The following is a 15,044-nucleotide window of genomic DNA, read 5'->3' as shown; positions in this document are numbered from 1 at the left end:
TGGAGCGGGAGAAGAGTCTCGAACTCTCGACCTCAACCTTGGCAAGGTTGCGCTCTACCAACTGAGCTACTCCCGCTTTGTCGACCATCCTGCTGCGATGTTGTCGCAACAGGCAGGCATTATAGAGATTCTATTCCATACGTCAAGGATGACGCAGAACATTTCTACAATCCCAATATTACAGGCTGGACGCCTTCTCCTTGATCAGCGGCCAGGCGCGGCGCAGGTAGTAGAACATCGACCAGACGGTCAGCACGCCGGCCAGCCACAGGAAGTATTCGCCCCAGTAATGGGTGTCGATGCCAAACAGCACGTCATGGAAGAGCAGCATCGGGATCGCCGTCATCTGGGCGGCGGTCTTGATCTTGCCCAGCGAGCTGACGGCGACCGACTTGGTTGCGCCGAGCTGGGCCATCCATTCGCGCAGGGCCGAGATCGTGATCTCGCGGCCGATGATGATGAAGGCGATGATGGCATTGACCCGGTCGAGCTGCACCAGCACCAGCAAGGCGCCGGCCACCATCAGCTTGTCCGCTACCGGGTCGAGGAAGGCGCCGAAGGCGGAGGTCTGGTTCCAGCGCCGCGCCAGGAAGCCGTCGAACCAGTCGGTGATGGCGGCAATGGTAAACACCAGGGTCGCCGCCAGGTTGCGGTCGGCCAGCGGCAGCCAGTGGGTGGGAAGGTAGAAGACGCCTACAACGAGGGGAATCAGCGCTACGCGTAACCAGGTCAGGAGAATCGGGATGTTGAAAGGCATAGGGAAGCACTGATTACAGGAATGAAAGTTTGCGCCGCTAGTCTACATGGCTATTGCCAATTGGACTAGGTGACGCGACCGTATCCCCGAGATTCCTGCCGCTACCCTCTCGCCCTGCCCGGCTTTCCGGAAAAATGCGCGAAAAAAACTGCGCGGCGAGCCGCACAGTCTCTCGTCGCCCTCCCGGGCAGGATTACTGCTTGCGGCGGCGCACCGTGGCCGCAGCCAGCATGCCCAGGCCTGCCAGCGCGAGCGAACCCGGCTCGGGCACATCGGCAGGACGAACGTCTTCGCTCAGCAGGGTGACCGTGGCGCTCTGCATCCGGGTACGTGCGTTCGACTGGTCACGCCCGTCGAAGAACAGGTCGTTCAGCGAAATCTGGTACTTGCCATAGGTGCCGAAGCCGACGGTCAGCGGCGCCCAGTCGATCGAGAAATCGGTGACGTTATCCTGGGTCTGGCCCAGATCCGCCACACCGGTCGTGGTGACGATCTTGGTGCCGCCGCCAGCCGGGGCGGTAAAGGTGAAGGTCGCCGTGACGCCCAGGTTGTCCGTTTCACCGGCGGTGATGCCTGGGTTGCCGTTCGCCTCGCGGAAGACGATGTTGCCGATATTGAAGGTGTATGGCATGCCGCCCACGGTCAGGGCGAAATTCTGGGTGGCGATGGCCGTGGTCGGGAACAGCACGTCCAGCAGCGTCGACGCATTGCTTTCGGTGGTTTCCGTACCGTAGCCGGTTCCGCCGGTGACGGTTGCTGCGGTGATGGTGAACGACACGGGGGCTGCTTGGACTGCGCCGGCCGCGAATGCGGTAGCGGCGACAGTGGTGATCATCAGGTTCTTGAGTAACGAGGCTTTCATGGCACGATCCCTTTATGGTTATAAATACTGCATTACTTTATAAGCATAAATCATGCCAAGGAGTAAATATTAGTAAATACAAGCACTTGGAATCCGTGCCAAAATCTGGAACGCAAAATCGTCAAATTCGTCGGCACTACCAAAGGTGAGAGGCCGTGTGTCATACCCGAAAATATGTGTTTCGGGTTAGTTTCCGAGTCTCAATTTGATGATATTAATTACGTGTCGATTGCATCGATCGGCAGGCAAACATGCGCGCGGGGTAGCGGACGGAATTGTCCAGCCGGAATCAATGGGGAATAAAAGGTGCAGGCCGGCAGGGAACATACGCGCCCCTGCCGCTTCCGTCAATGCAGCTGGCGGTAGATCTCTTCGGCCAGCGTGCTCGAGATCCCCTCGACGGACATCAGGTCCTCCACGCTGGCGTCCACCACCCCGCGCAGGCCGCCGAAGCGGGCCAGCAGGCGCTGGCGGCGCTTGGCGCCGATGCCTTCGATCTCTTCCAGGCGCGAGGCCTGGCGGGCCTTGGCGCGCTTGGCACGCATGCCGGTGATGGCGAAGCGGTGCGCCTCGTCGCGGATCATGGCCACCAGCATCAGCGCGGCCGATTCCTTGCCCAGTTCCTGGGGCGCACGGCTGTCGGCGAAGATCAGGGTTTCCAGGCCCACCCGGCGCGCTTCGCCCTTGGCCACGCCGACGATCATGCCGATGTCCAGGCCCAGCTCGACGAACACCTGGCGCGCCATTTCCACCTGGCCCTTGCCGCCGTCGACCAGCACGATGTCCGGCATCACGCCCTCCCCGTTCGCCACCTTTTCGTAGCGGCGCGTCAGCACCTGGCGCATGGCGGCGTAGTCGTCGCCGGGCGTGATGCCGTTGATGTTGAAGCGGCGGTATTCGCCGTTCTGCATCTGGTGGTGGTGGAACACCACGCAGGATGCCTGGGTCGCCTCGCCACCGGTATGGCTGATGTCGAAGCATTCGATGCGCAGCTCGTCGAGCGTGTCGTGGTCCAGTCCCAGCACGTCGGCCAGCGCGGTGGTGCGGGCCTGCTGCGAGCCCTGTTCGGACAGCAGCCGCGCCAGCGCCAGCTCGGCGCCCTTGCAGGCCATTTCCAGCCACTGGCGGCGCTGGCCCTGCGGCTGGAAGATCAGGTTGATCCGGTGGCCGCACTGCTCGGATAGCGCCACGATCAGGTCGGGCTGGTCGAATTCGATGTTCAGGATCAGGGTGCCCGGGATGAACTGGCCGGAATAGTGCTGGGCCAGGAAGGCGCACAGCACCTCCACTTCGATCGGGCACTCGCCCAGCGATTCGCCCACATGGGTCGGGAAGTAGGCGCGGTCGCCCAGGTGGCGCCCGCCGCGCACCATCGCCAGGTTGACGCAGGCGCGCCCGCCCTGCACCACCACGGCGATCACGTCGACGTCGGCGTCGCCCACGGTTTCCATGCTTTGCGCGTGCAGCACTTTCGACAGCGCCTGGATCTGGTTGCGCACGCTGGCGGCCTGCTCGAACTTGAGCTCCATCGCGTACGACTGCATCTTCTGCTCGAGGTCTTGCAGGACCTCGGTCTGGCGCCCGCGCAGGAAGCGCGCGGCATTGTCGACATCAAGCAGGTACTGGTCCGGCTCGATCAGGTTCACGCACGGCGCGCTGCAGCGCCCGATCTGGTGCAGCAGGCAGGGACGCGTGCGGTTGGCGTACACGCTGTCCTCGCAGGTGCGCAGCATGAACACCTTCTGCAGCAGCTGGATCGATTCCTTGGCCGCCCACGCGGAGGGAAACGGGCCGAAGTACTGGTTCTTCTTGTCCAGCGCGCCGCGGTAGTAGCCCATGCGCGGCGCCGGGCCGCTCGAGATCTTGATGTAGGGGTAGCTCTTGTCGTCGCGGAACAGGATGTTGTAGCGCGGCTTGAGCGACTTGATCAGGTTGTTTTCCAGGATCAGTGCTTCGGCTTCGCTGCTGGTGACCGTGGTTTCCAGGTTCGCGATCTGCGACACCATCATCGCGGTGCGCGGGCTCGACAGCGTCTTCTGGAAATAGCTCGACACGCGCTTCTTGAGGTTGCGCGCCTTGCCGACATACAGCACATTGCCGTTGGCGTCGAGATAGCGGTAGACGCCCGGCAGGTCGGGCAGCTTGGCGACGGTCTCGAGCACGCGCAGGCGCGCCTGTTCGGTGGGCTTGACCGGGTCTTGCGCGTCTTCCTTCAATGTCGCTTTCAATTCTTCTTTCATCGCCTGCCAACTGTCCGGCCGTGCGCGCGGCCGCGGCACTGGCTTGTTCGTCTTGCCGGTGGAGGGGGCGCGCGCCGGTTTGCGCGGAGCCGCGGGCATTGCCGCCCCGCCCGCCGCCACGAAGACCGCGGGGGCTGCTGCCGGTTCCACCACGGTGTCATCCTGCGCCGGCTCCGCCGGTGCGGGTACTTGATACTTGCCCACTGTCTGTCGCTTGCCCGATCGCGCTTGTATTCTAGCCGTTGCCGTCCTGCGTGACGATCACGAAGGCGACGCCGTAGTCGGCTTCGTCGCTGATCGATACCTGCGCCGTCAAGCGGTTGGCGCGCATGAATTCCTCGAGCGCCCCGCTGCAGACGATGACAGGCTTGCCACCCGGCGCATTGACGACCTGGGCCGAGCGCCAGGTCATGGGCATGCGCATGCCCAGCCCGATCGCCTTCGAGAACGCTTCCTTGGCCGAAAAGCGGGTCGCCAGGAAGCTCAGGCCGCGCGCGGCGTTCTTGGCGCTGCGCGCGTGGTATTTTTCCAGTTCCTGGGGACCCAGGATCTTCTCGGCAAAGCGCGGGCCGCTGCGCGCCAGCGCCGCTTCGACGCGCGAGATCTGGACGATGTCGGTACCGATGCCGTAGATCATGCCGGGTTCCTCAACGCGGGTAGGACGTGGCCCAGGCGCGCCGCGACCATGATCGCCTTCATCTCGCGCACGGCGTTTTCCCAGCCCGCGAACAGCGCGTGGGCGACGATGGCGTGGCCGATGTTGAGCTCATGGATGTCGGCGATCGCCGCGATCGGCTGCACATTGGTGTAGTGCAGGCCGTGGCCGGCATTCACGCGCAGGCCGCGCTGCCTGCCGGCATGCACGCCGATCTTGATGCGCTCGATCTCCCGCAGCGCTTCCTCGCCTTCGCTTTCCGCATAGCGGCCCGTGTGCAGCTCGATCACGGTGGCGCCCACGGCAGCGGCCGCTTCGATCTGGGCCGGGTCGGCGTCGATGAACAGCGAGACGCGGATCCCCTCTTCCTTTAGCTGGCGGGTTGCGGCTTCGACTTCCTTGAAGTAGCGGATCACGTCCAGGCCGCCCTCGGTGGTGACTTCCTCGCGCCGCTCGGGCACCAGGCAGACGTCCTGCGGATTGACCTGGCACGCAAAATCGATCATCTCGCGCGTGACCGCCGCTTCCAGGTTCATGCGGGTGGCCAGCATCGGGCGCAGCGCGATGACGTCGGCATCCTTGATGTGGCGGCGGTCTTCGCGCAGGTGCAGCGTGATCAGGTCGGCGCCGGCCTGCTCGGCCAGCAGCGCCGCGCGCAGCGGGTCCGGGTAGGTGGTGCCGCGCGCATTGCGCACGGTGGCGATGTGGTCGATGTTCACGCCCAGGTCGATGACGGGGCCGGCGGGTTGCAGGAAGCTCATTCTGGCTCTTTGTAAACGTTGGCGTTAACTTTGTTCATAACTGCATCAGGTCGATCAGGATCTGGCGCGTGTTCAGCGGCGCGCCCCCCAGGTGGTGCGCCAGCAAGAAGCGCATCAGCTGCTTGCTCTGGGCCTGGGTGGACGGGTCGGCATAATCTTCGCGTTCCATGTCGAGCAGGGTCTTGCCCGTCACGACAGGCCAGACCTCGCCCATGCCGGCCGCGCGCGCGCCCCTTTCCGGATCGACCACGTAGTCGCAGCCTGGATCGACCGCCCCGCGGGTCGTCGTGCAACGGCCGAGGTCGGCAGCGACGCCTGTTTCCTTAAGTAAGGCCCGTTCGAACTTTCGCAAGACGATGGGCACAGGTTCTCCGTGCGCGAGCTGGTTCAGGGTGGACACGTAGTGGTCGAACAGGGCCGGATGCTTGTCGTCGCGGGCAATCAGCTTGACCAGCAATTCGTTCAGATAAAAGCCGCATAGCAGCGGCGTTTTCTCCAGCGGCAACATGCCGCCCACCCATTCGGCATCGATCAGGGTACGCAGTTCGGACTTGCCGCTGAACGAGACCGACAGCGGCTGGAAGGTCTGCAGCACCCCGCGCAATTTCGACAGCGGCCGCTTGGCGCCTTTTGCCACCAGCCCCACGCGGCCGTAGTCGCGCGTGAACATGTCCACGATCAGGCTGGTTTCCTTGTAGGGATAGCTGTGCAGGACGAAACCCGGCTGGCCGGTAACGCGGGTCTCGCGCACGGGAGGACGGCTGCGCTTGGGCGCTGCCGGGGCGGCCGGCTGCGCCTGGTCAGGTGCGTCCGGCGTGGCGATGGTGTCTTGGCTGGGCATGCGTGGGGGTCGGTCCTCCGGCGCCTGGGTCTTACTCGTAGCCGTAGGCGCGCAGGCCCGCTTCGTTGTCGGCCCAGCCGGATTTGACCTTGACCCAGATCTCCAGGTACACGGGGCCGCCGAACAGCTTTTCCATGTCCAGGCGCGACTGGGACGAGATTTCTTTCAGTCTGGCGCCCTTGTTACCGATGATCATCGACTTGTGCGTATCGCGCTCGACCAGGATCGCGCAGAAGATGCGGCGCAGATTCCCCTCTTGCAGGAACTGCTCGATGATCACCGTGCTGGTGTAGGGGAGCTCGTCGCCCAGCAGGCGGAATACCTTCTCGCGCACGATCTCGGCGGCGAGGAATTTCTCGCTGCGGTCGGTGATGTCGTCCGGGCCGAACACCGGCGCATTCTCGGGCAGGTGGCGCTTGATCTCGTTTTCCAGCGCATCGACCTGGAAGCGCATCTTGGCCGACACCGGCACGATGGCCGTGAATTCGCGCAGTGCGGCGACCTTCTGGGCGAACGGCATCAGGACGGCCTTGTCCTTGACGCGGTCCGACTTGTTAATGACGAGCACCACCGGGACATTGGTCGGCAGCAGGTCCAGCACCTGCTGGTCGGCCGGGCCGAAGGTGCCGGCCTCGACCAGGAACAGGATCACGTCGGAGGACGTGAGCGTGTTCGACACGGTCTTGTTCAGGGTCTTGTTCAGCGCATTCGCATGGCGGGTCTGGAAGCCGGGCGTGTCGACATAGATGAACTGGGCGTCGTCACGGGTCTGGATGCCGGTGATGCGGTGGCGCGTGGTCTGGGCCTTGCGCGAGGTGATCGACACCTTGGCGCCGATCAGCACGTTCATCAGGGTCGACTTGCCGACGTTCGGACGGCCGACAATGGCGATATAGCCACAGCGGAAATGTTCGGGGATGCTGCCGGCGCCTTCGATGCTGCTGCCGTTGTCGATGCTATCGGTGTTCATGCTGAGGTTGTTCCTGGTTGTTCCGGCGGCGTGCTAGCGTCCGTCTGGATGGTGGCGATGCCGGCCAGCTTGAGCTGGGCGGCACGCGGCTTGGCCTTGCGCGCGGCAGGCGACTTCGACAGCGCCGCCTGGGCGCCCTCGAGCGCCAGGCGGGCGGCGGCCTGTTCGCCGGCGCGGCGGCTGCCGCCGCGGCCGAACACCTGCACGTTCAGTTTCGGCACCAGGCATTCGACCTCGAATTCCTGGCTGTGGGCGGCGCCATGGGTGGCTACCACGTTATAGGTCGGCAGCGCGATGCGCTTGGCTTGCAGGAATTCCTGCAGCAGGGTCTTGGCATCCTTGCCGAGGGTGGCCGGGTCGACCGTATCGAGCAGCGGGATATAGAAGGCGCGGATGGCGTCGCGCGCGGCGTCGAAACCGCTGTCGAGGAAGATCGCACCCAGCAGGGCTTCGAGGGTATCGGCCAGGATCGAAGGCCGGCGGAATCCTCCGGATTTCAGCTCGCCCTCGCCCAGGCGCAGGAATTGCGACAGCTCGAGCTTCTGGGCGATCTCGAACAGCGACTGCTGCTTGACGAGGTTGGCGCGCAGGCGCGACAGGTCGCCCTCGTCGAGGGTGTTGAAGCGTTCGTACAGGATCGAGGCCACGACGCAGTTCAGGATCGAGTCGCCCAGGAATTCGAGGCGCTCGTTATGCAGCGCGCTATGGCTACGGTGGGTCAGGGCTTGCTGGAGCAGGCCCATGTCCCGAAACGTGTAACCCAAGCGTGTTTGCAATAACTGGAGATTCATTGTGCGGTCGTGTGTTGATCGAGCATCGTTTGCTGTCCTGTTCGTAGCTTGCCGATGGCGTGCCTTACTCGGCAGCGCCCGCCTCGGTGCTGCCGGCGAAGTCGATGACCAGGCTGACATTGCCCATCAGCGGCACCCGTTTCTCGTAGGCAAAGCTGAGCTGCGTCTCGCCGCCGTCGCGGGTAATGACCAGGTCGCGGCCGCGCAGTGCGGTCACGTCGTTGACGCCCGCGCTCTTGTCGAAGGCTACCTGCATTTCGCGCGGCGTGCCGCCAGCTTCCTTGGCCCGCGCCATGGCGTCCTTGACCGCGCCGTATTCCAGGTAGGCGGGCATCAGCTTGAAGGCCAGCACCACGCCCAGGCCCAGCACGGCCAGCACGAACATCAGGCCGGTCAGCGAGACGCCGGCTTCGCGGGTAAAGGATTGCTTTTGACGCATGGTGGTTCTCCCGGTTACTGGATGCCGCCAATCCGCTTGGGATTGCCGAAATTCATCCAGACGACGATCGCCTTGCCAACAATGTTCTTGTCCGGTACGAAGCCCCAATAGCGGCTGTCGGCACTGTTGTCGCGGTTATCGCCCATCATGAAATAGTTGCCCTCCGGTACGATACAGGTAAATTTATCGTAGGAATAGTCACATGCTTCACGGTGGGGGAAGTTCTCGACGGCGCCGAGGTCGAACACCTGCTTGCCATTCGTGTTCAGGATCTGGTGCGGCACGGCCTTGCCATCCCCGGCCAGGTTCTCGGTGAACTGCTTGTGGTAGACCGGGTGCTGGTCGTCCAGGTAGTCGTCCATCGGGGTGTAGGCGACCGGCTTGCCGTTTACGGTCAAGCGCTTGTTCTCGTAGCTGATGGTATCACCCGGCACGCCGATGACGCGCTTGATGTAATCCTGGCTCATGTCCTTCGGATACTTGAACACCATCACGTCGCCACGCTGCGGGTCGCCGATGTCGATCACCTTCTTGTTGATGATCGGCAGGCGGATGCCGTAGGCGTACTTGTTCACGAGGATGAAGTCGCCCACCAGCAGGGTCGGCACCATCGACGAGGATGGGATCTTGAACGGCTCCCACAGGAAGGAGCGCAGCACGAAGACCATGGCGATGATCGGGAAGAAACTGCCCGAGTATTCGATCCAGGTCGGCTGGCGCAAGTGGGCCGCCTCGATTTCGGCGCGCTTGCCGGTGCTGTCGACCTTGATGCCTTCGGCGGTCAGCTTGTTGGTGCGCGCGTCGAACTCGGCCAGTGCCGCGTCCGCCGCGCGGCGGCGCTGCTTGGCGAAGACGAACACATCCAGGCACCAGATGATGCCCGTGATAACCATCAAGACGAACAGGATCAGGGCAAATCTGCCCAGGATGGGTTGCAGGTCCATTTATTTGTCTTCCACCTGGAGAATGGCAAGGAAGGCTTCCTGCGGGATTTCCACGGAACCGACCTGCTTCATGCGTTTCTTACCGGCTTTTTGCTTCTCGAGCAGCTTCTTTTTGCGCGAGATGTCGCCGCCATAGCACTTGGCCAGCACGTTCTTGCGCAGCGCCTTGACGTTCTCGCGCGAGATGATGGTCGCGCCGATCGCGGCCTGGATCGCCACGTCGAACATCTGGCGCGGGATCAGTTCGCGCATCTTGGCGGCCACCTGGCGGCCGCGGTAAGGGGCGTTGGCGCGGTGCACGATGATCGCCAGCGCATCGACCTTCTCGCTGTTGATCAGCATGTCGACTTTCACGACGTCGGCAGCGCGGTATTCCTTGAACTCGTAGTCCATCGAGGCATAGCCGCGCGAGGTGGACTTCAGGCGGTCGAAGAAGTCGAGGACGATTTCGGCCATCGGGATTTCGTAGTGCAGCTTGACCTGGCGGCCGTGGTAGGCCATGTCCATCTGCACGCCGCGCTTGCCGTTACACAGCGTCATGACCGAGCCGACGTACTCTTGCGGCATGTAGAGGTTGACGTTGACGATCGGCTCGCGCACTTCGTTGATCTTGGACGGCTCCGGCATCTTCGACGGATTGTCCACGCGCAGGATCGAACCATCGCGCATCTCGACTTCGTACACGACGGTTGGCGCGGTGGTGATCAGGTCCATGTCGAACTCGCGCTCGAGGCGTTCCTGCACGATCTCCATGTGCAGCAGGCCCAGGAAGCCGCAGCGGAAGCCGAAGCCCAGTGCCTGCGACACTTCCGGCTCGTACATCAGGGCGGCGTCGTTCAGTTTCAGCTTTTCCAGCGAGTCGCGCAGCGCGTCGTACTGGTTCGCCTCGACCGGGAACAGGCCGGCGAAGACCTGCGGCTGGACTTCCTTGAAGCCCGGCAGCGGGCTTGGCGCCGGCTTGCCGGCCAGGGTGACGGTATCGCCCACCTTGGCGGCGGTCAGTTCCTTGATGCCGGCGATGATGAAGCCCACCTGGCCGGCCGAGAGTTCCTGCAGCGGCACCGAGCGCGGGGTAAACACGCCGACGCTCTCGACCAGGTTCACCGAACCGGTCGCCATCAGCAAGATCTTGTCTTTCGGGCGCAGGGTGCCGTTCATCACGCGCACCAGCATCACCACGCCCACATACGGGTCGTACCAGGAGTCGACGATCAGGGCCTGCAGCGGCGCTTCCTTGTCGCCTTTCGGCGGCGGCACGCGCGCGATCAGGGTTTCCAGCACGTCTTCCACGCCCAGGCCGGTCTTGGCCGAGCACACGGTGGCGTCCGTCGCATCGATGCCGATGACGTCTTCGATTTCCTTCTTGGCGTTGTCCGGATCGGCGTGCGGCAGGTCGATCTTGTTCAGGATCGGCACCACTTCCACGCCCAGGTCGAGCGCGGTGTAGCAGTTGGCGACCGTCTGGGCTTCCACGCCCTGGGAGGCGTCGACCACCAGCAGCGCGCCTTCGCAGGCCGACAGCGAGCGCGAGACTTCATAGCTGAAGTCGACGTGGCCGGGGGTGTCGATCAGGTTCAGGTTGTAGACCTGGCCGTCGCGCGCCTTGTACTGCAGCGCCGCGGTCTGGGCCTTGATGGTGATGCCGCGCTCGCGCTCGAGGTCCATCGAATCGAGCACCTGTGCGTCCATTTCGCGATCCGACAGCCCGCCGCACAGCTGGATGATGCGGTCGGCCAGGGTCGATTTGCCATGGTCGATGTGGGCGATGATGGAGAAATTACGTATGTTGTTCATTAACAAAGCTCAAAACCAAAAAGGCCGCGGACAGTGCGGCGAGGCCACGATACGGCGCAGTGAGCGGCACACCAGCCGGCGAAAAACTCGGCACGGAGGGTGGCGCAAGGCGACGGATCAAATGCGAAAAGCGCTCCGTGGGGAGCATGCCGGTCCCCGGCCGAAGCGCTTCATCAAGCGGAAGAAAGAGGTTGCAACGTGCAGACGCTTTTCCGACCCCGGTATTTTACCGGATTCCAGAGCGGAAAGCCCAATTCAGGGCTGGATAGGCGGCAGAAAGCCGGTTTTTGGCCGCGGCTGCACGGATTGGCGCGGTTTGCGCCGGCCAGGGGCCCGGCCTGCGGCGCAAACGGGGCTCAGGCGGCGGCTGCGCAGCTGTCCGCCCAGGCGCGGGCGGCCCGGGCGTCGAGGAAGTAATGGCAGAGCTCCAGCCCGGCCGGATCGCCGAACAGGACCGGCACCAGCTCGTCGAAACGCTCCACCAGGGCCGGATCGGCGTCGACGTCGATCACGGCCACTTCGAAGCGCTCGCCGGGCCCCTGCAGGGCAAGCAGGGCCAGGCGCATGTCTTCGCACAGATGGCAGTAGCTGCGCGAATACAGGGTGAACGGCACGCTGCGCGTCATGAACGCGGCTTCACGACGACGTACTGCGACACGTTCTCGCGGCGCACCAGAAGGGCCACGGGCTTTTTCGGGTCGAGCTTGGCGACCAGTCCATTGAACTGGGCGGCGCTGGTGACCGGGGTGTTGCCGACCTGCGAAATCACGTCGCCCACGCGGATCCCGGCCAGGGCCGCGGCGCCGTCGGCGTTCTCGACCAGCACGCCGGCATCGGCGCCGAGTTCGGCGCGCTGGGCCGCCGTGATGTCGGCCACCACGAGGCCGAGGGCATTGGCCACGCCCTGCGGCGCCCCCTTTTTTGGCGCCGGGCGGGTGGCGGCAACTTTCTCGTCCTGCAGTTCGACGACCGTCACCGGCAGCTCGAGCTGGGTACCGCGGCGCCAGACGGTGACGGTGGCGCGGGTGCCGACGCGGGTGGCGCCGACCACGCGCGGCAGGTCGCGGGTGGTGTCGATGGCCTGGCCGTTGAACTTGAGGATGATGTCGCCGACCTTGATGCCGCCCTTCTCCGCCGGGCCGCCGGCTTCGACCATGGACACCTCGGCGCCGCGCGCCTTGCCCAGGCCGAGCGACTCGGCCACGTCGCGCGTGACTTCGCTGATCTGCACACCCAGGCGGCCTCGGGTGACCTTGCCGGTGGTTTTGAGCTGGTCGGCCACGCGCATGACTTCATCGATCGGCACGGCGAACGAAATGCCGTTGTAGGCGCCCGACAGCGTGGCGATCTGCGAATTGATGCCGATGACTTCGCCGCGCATGTTGATCAGGGGGCCGCCCGAATTGCCCGGGTTGACCGCGACGTCGCTCTGGATCAGCGGCAGGTATTCGCCGGTGTCGCGCGACTTGGCCGAGATGATGCCGGCGGTGACGGTGTTGTCGAGGTTGAAAGGCGAACCGATCGCCACCACCCATTCGCCGACCCGGATCTTGCTGGAGTCGCCGGTGCGCAAATACGGCAGGTTGGTCGCGGTGAGCTTGAGCAGCGCGACGTCCGAGCGGCGGTCGCTGCCCAGCACCTTGGCCTTGAACTCGCGGCGGTCGGTCAGCGTGACCGTGACTTCGTCGGCGCCTTCGACCACGTGGGCATTGGTCAGCACGAAGCCGTCGTTGGAAATGATGAAGCCGGAGCCGACGCCGCGCGTGACCTGCTGCTCGTCGGCGCCGCCCGGCGCCTGCGGCGCGCCGCGGCGCCCGCGCGGGATCTGGCCGCCGAAGAAGCGGCGCAGAAATTCCTGCATCTCTTCTTCGCCCGGCACGCCCCCGTTGCGCTGCACGCGCTCGGTGGTGCGGATGTTGACAACGGCCGGACCGACCTTGTCGATCAGGTCGGTGAAATCGGGCAGGCCGGTGACGACCGGCGTCTGCACCGGGGCGGCGGCAAGCGCCGCAGGAGCAAAGAGCGCACTGGCGCCGGAGAGCAGCAGGCCTGACAGGATCAGGCTGGCAGTTTTACTGGTCATGGGGTTCGAATGAGAAGGCTGAGATTGACTTTATGGTAAGCCAAAACAGGGGAATTGTCGCGGAGTGCGCGGGCGTGCGGCGCCATGCGGATCGCGAGGATGGGACGCTTGCGGTTCGTTTTTCGCGGGGTGGGCGGATCTCTTGCCCACCGCCCTACAGGCGCTTGGTAACGGAACTGGCCTGCGCAGGCTGCACCTCGTGCTGCGCCCCCTGCACCGCCGGCTCCACCACCGCCGCAGCACCGTTGACCGGCCCATTCGCGGGCCCGTTCGCACCCACCACGGCCGGCGCGATGGCCGCCAGCGTATCGAGGGGCAGTTCCGGCTTGCGCGGCTCGCGCCGCAGGGGGACGGGCTCGGCGGCCAGGCGCTCGGCCAGCCGGGCGGCGAAGCCGGGCGACAGCGCCGGGCCGTCCGTTTCGGCGCGCAGGGTATCGCCGATCTCGTGATAGAGTCGCCAGGCCTCGATGCCGTCGCGCTCCCGTAAACCGGCAAGCGCCAGCTCGGCGTCGGCATCGGACAATGCGTCGTCCATGAAGGACGAAATCGTTTCGCGTATTTTTTTATTCGTGTCCATCTGGTTGCCTTGCCGCATCGGTATGTTCAAAATTACCCGCCCGTCTACGATCCCGCGACCTACCGGCGTTTGTCAACCGGGAAATCGAGCAAAGGGCGCAATTTCTCGGCAATGACTTCGCGCGCGCGGAAAATCCGGCTACGCACGGTACCTATTGGACACGCCATCACTTCAGAGATTTCCTCGTAACTGAGTCCTTCTATTTCGCGCAATACGATCGCCGTGCGCAGTTCCAGCGGCAATGCTTCCATCGCCGCGTTCACCGTGTGGGCAATCTGCTTGCTCGCCAGCATAGACTCTGGCGTATTGATATCACGCAGGCTGTCTGCGTCCTCGAAGCCTTCGGCTTTTTCGGCATCGGCCTCGGTGGAGGTCGGCGCCCTTCTGCCCTGGGTGACAAGGAAATTCTTTGCCGTGTTGATCCCGATGCGGTACAGCCAGGTGTAGAAGGCTGAATCGCCACGGAAGTGACGCAGGGCGCGATAGGCCTTGATGAAGGTTTCCTGCACCACGTCCTCGGCTTCCGCCGGATCGTGGACGAGGCGCGACACCAGGCGCATCAGGCGACGCTGGTATTTCGCCACGAGCAGGTCGAATGCTCCCCGGTCGCCAGCCTGGACCCGTTCCACCAACAACTGATCACCCTCGCGTTCTGTCGTCACGGACCACGCCCCATCGGCTGCAGCGGCCCTCTTCCATAAGAGTTGGCTCGCTGCAATAAGTTCAAAGTATTTTGTGTTCTATGGATGAGCCAGCAAGCTGCCCGCCGATGCCGCCCAGCGCCACCGCCAGGGCCCGGAAGGCGCCAGGCTCTACGCTGTCGGGCAACACCAGGACGGTGCGGCAGGCCCTGCCCGCCGCGCCGCCGGCGCCGCCAAGGCGCAGCAGCATGAGCCGCGGCCACAGCGTCGAACCGGGCAGGAGCGTTACCGGCACGCCGCCGTTCGCTTGCTTCCCCACATCCTGTTGTACCGCCAGCCGTAGCTGGCCGGGTCCAGAAATATCAATCCGATTCACCGCCGGCGCGCGGCAGGTCGCATGCGCCATGCATAGCCCGGCGAACAGCAGCGCAGCCGCCACAAGCGGCGCTGCGGCGAAGCGCGCGGGCGCCAGCCAGCCCACGGCGAGCGCGGCCGCGCACAGGCAGGCGCCGAAGCCGGCCAGCAACACACGCAGGCGGCGCGACGGCGCAACGACGACGGTCATCGCGATCGACATGCGGACGGACAGGCGAAAGAGTGGAGAAAGAAAGGGCGCTGCCGGCCGGAGCGTCGAGCGGAAAAGCAGAGATGCGCAGGACCGAATGGTCCAGGCCGTCAGACGCCCCATC

At 64.4% G+C, this 15,044-nt stretch carries 16 protein-coding genes and 1 tRNA gene; all 17 read right to left on the bottom strand.

Annotated features, from left to right (window positions below):
* Positions 1–76: transfer RNA gene (locus AC3XQU_RS17895), tRNA-Gly, on the bottom strand.
* A 102-nt stretch (positions 77–178) separates the two neighbouring features.
* Positions 179–757 carry a CDP-diacylglycerol--glycerol-3-phosphate 3-phosphatidyltransferase gene (pgsA, locus tag AC3XQU_RS17890; protein WP_489875510.1) on the bottom strand — a complete coding sequence of 193 codons (579 nt, stop codon included), beginning with the start codon at positions 755–757 and terminating at the stop codon, positions 179–181.
* 193 nt (positions 758–950) lie between these two features.
* Positions 951–1,619 carry a PEP-CTERM sorting domain-containing protein gene (locus AC3XQU_RS17885; protein WP_489875509.1) on the bottom strand — a complete coding sequence of 223 codons (669 nt, stop codon included), beginning with the start codon at positions 1,617–1,619 and terminating at the stop codon, positions 951–953.
* Between the two features lie 347 nt (positions 1,620–1,966).
* On the bottom strand, positions 1,967–3,958 hold the full coding sequence (uvrC, locus tag AC3XQU_RS17880; RefSeq protein WP_489875514.1) for an excinuclease ABC subunit UvrC: 1,992 nt from the start codon (positions 3,956–3,958) through the stop codon (positions 1,967–1,969).
* 136 nt (positions 3,959–4,094) lie between these two features.
* Positions 4,095–4,496 carry a holo-ACP synthase gene (acpS, locus tag AC3XQU_RS17875; RefSeq protein ID WP_489875508.1) on the bottom strand — a complete coding sequence of 134 codons (402 nt, stop codon included), beginning with the start codon at positions 4,494–4,496 and terminating at the stop codon, positions 4,095–4,097.
* A complete protein-coding gene (locus AC3XQU_RS17870; RefSeq protein WP_489875507.1) occupies positions 4,493–5,275 on the bottom strand; it encodes a pyridoxine 5'-phosphate synthase in 783 nt (260 codons plus the stop codon). Before AC3XQU_RS17870 ends, acpS begins: the two co-directional genes overlap by 4 nt.
* A 34-nt stretch (positions 5,276–5,309) precedes the next feature.
* Positions 5,310–6,116 (bottom strand): DNA repair protein RecO, encoded by an 807-nt coding sequence (gene recO, locus AC3XQU_RS17865; protein WP_489875506.1) that lies wholly within the window; start codon positions 6,114–6,116, stop codon positions 5,310–5,312.
* A 31-nt stretch (positions 6,117–6,147) separates the two neighbouring features.
* Positions 6,148–7,086: a GTPase Era gene (gene era / locus AC3XQU_RS17860; protein ID WP_489875505.1), complete on the bottom strand. Its 939-nt coding sequence runs from the start codon at positions 7,084–7,086 to the stop codon at positions 6,148–6,150.
* A complete protein-coding gene (gene rnc / locus AC3XQU_RS17855) occupies positions 7,083–7,850 on the bottom strand; it encodes a ribonuclease III (protein ID WP_489875504.1) in 768 nt (255 codons plus the stop codon). Before rnc ends, era begins: the two co-directional genes overlap by 4 nt.
* Before the next feature lie 91 nt (positions 7,851–7,941).
* Positions 7,942–8,316, bottom strand: coding sequence for a DUF4845 domain-containing protein (locus AC3XQU_RS17850; RefSeq protein ID WP_489875503.1), 375 nt, complete (start codon positions 8,314–8,316; stop codon positions 7,942–7,944).
* A gap of 14 nt (positions 8,317–8,330) precedes the next feature.
* Complete coding sequence (gene lepB, locus AC3XQU_RS17845) at positions 8,331–9,260, bottom strand: signal peptidase I (RefSeq protein ID WP_489875502.1); 930 nt, start codon at positions 9,258–9,260, stop codon at positions 8,331–8,333.
* Positions 9,261–11,054 carry a translation elongation factor 4 gene (gene lepA, locus AC3XQU_RS17840; RefSeq protein WP_489875501.1) on the bottom strand — a complete coding sequence of 598 codons (1,794 nt, stop codon included), beginning with the start codon at positions 11,052–11,054 and terminating at the stop codon, positions 9,261–9,263.
* Positions 11,055–11,410: 356 nt separating this feature from the next.
* Positions 11,411–11,680 carry a glutaredoxin family protein gene (locus AC3XQU_RS17835; protein WP_489875500.1) on the bottom strand — a complete coding sequence of 90 codons (270 nt, stop codon included), beginning with the start codon at positions 11,678–11,680 and terminating at the stop codon, positions 11,411–11,413.
* Positions 11,677–13,137, bottom strand: coding sequence for a DegQ family serine endoprotease (locus AC3XQU_RS17830; protein WP_489875499.1), 1,461 nt, complete (start codon positions 13,135–13,137; stop codon positions 11,677–11,679). The genes AC3XQU_RS17835 and AC3XQU_RS17830 overlap by 4 nt, the downstream gene beginning before the upstream one ends.
* 154 nt (positions 13,138–13,291) lie before the next feature.
* Positions 13,292–13,714, bottom strand: coding sequence for an RseA family anti-sigma factor (locus tag AC3XQU_RS17825; RefSeq protein WP_489875498.1), 423 nt, complete (start codon positions 13,712–13,714; stop codon positions 13,292–13,294).
* A 59-nt stretch (positions 13,715–13,773) separates the two neighbouring features.
* Positions 13,774–14,376, bottom strand: a complete 603-nt coding sequence (gene rpoE, locus AC3XQU_RS17820; protein WP_489875497.1) for an RNA polymerase sigma factor RpoE — start codon at positions 14,374–14,376, stop codon at positions 13,774–13,776.
* A gap of 61 nt (positions 14,377–14,437) precedes the next feature.
* Positions 14,438–14,932, bottom strand: a complete 495-nt coding sequence (locus AC3XQU_RS17815; RefSeq protein WP_489875496.1) for a protein YgfX — start codon at positions 14,930–14,932, stop codon at positions 14,438–14,440.
* Positions 14,933–15,044: the final 112 nt, after the last annotated feature.

This window comes from Telluria sp. AZSoR62 (genome assembly GCF_058111565.1).
The sequence above is the reverse complement of the archived record's forward strand: the minus strand, read 5'-3'. Positions and strand labels throughout refer to the sequence as shown.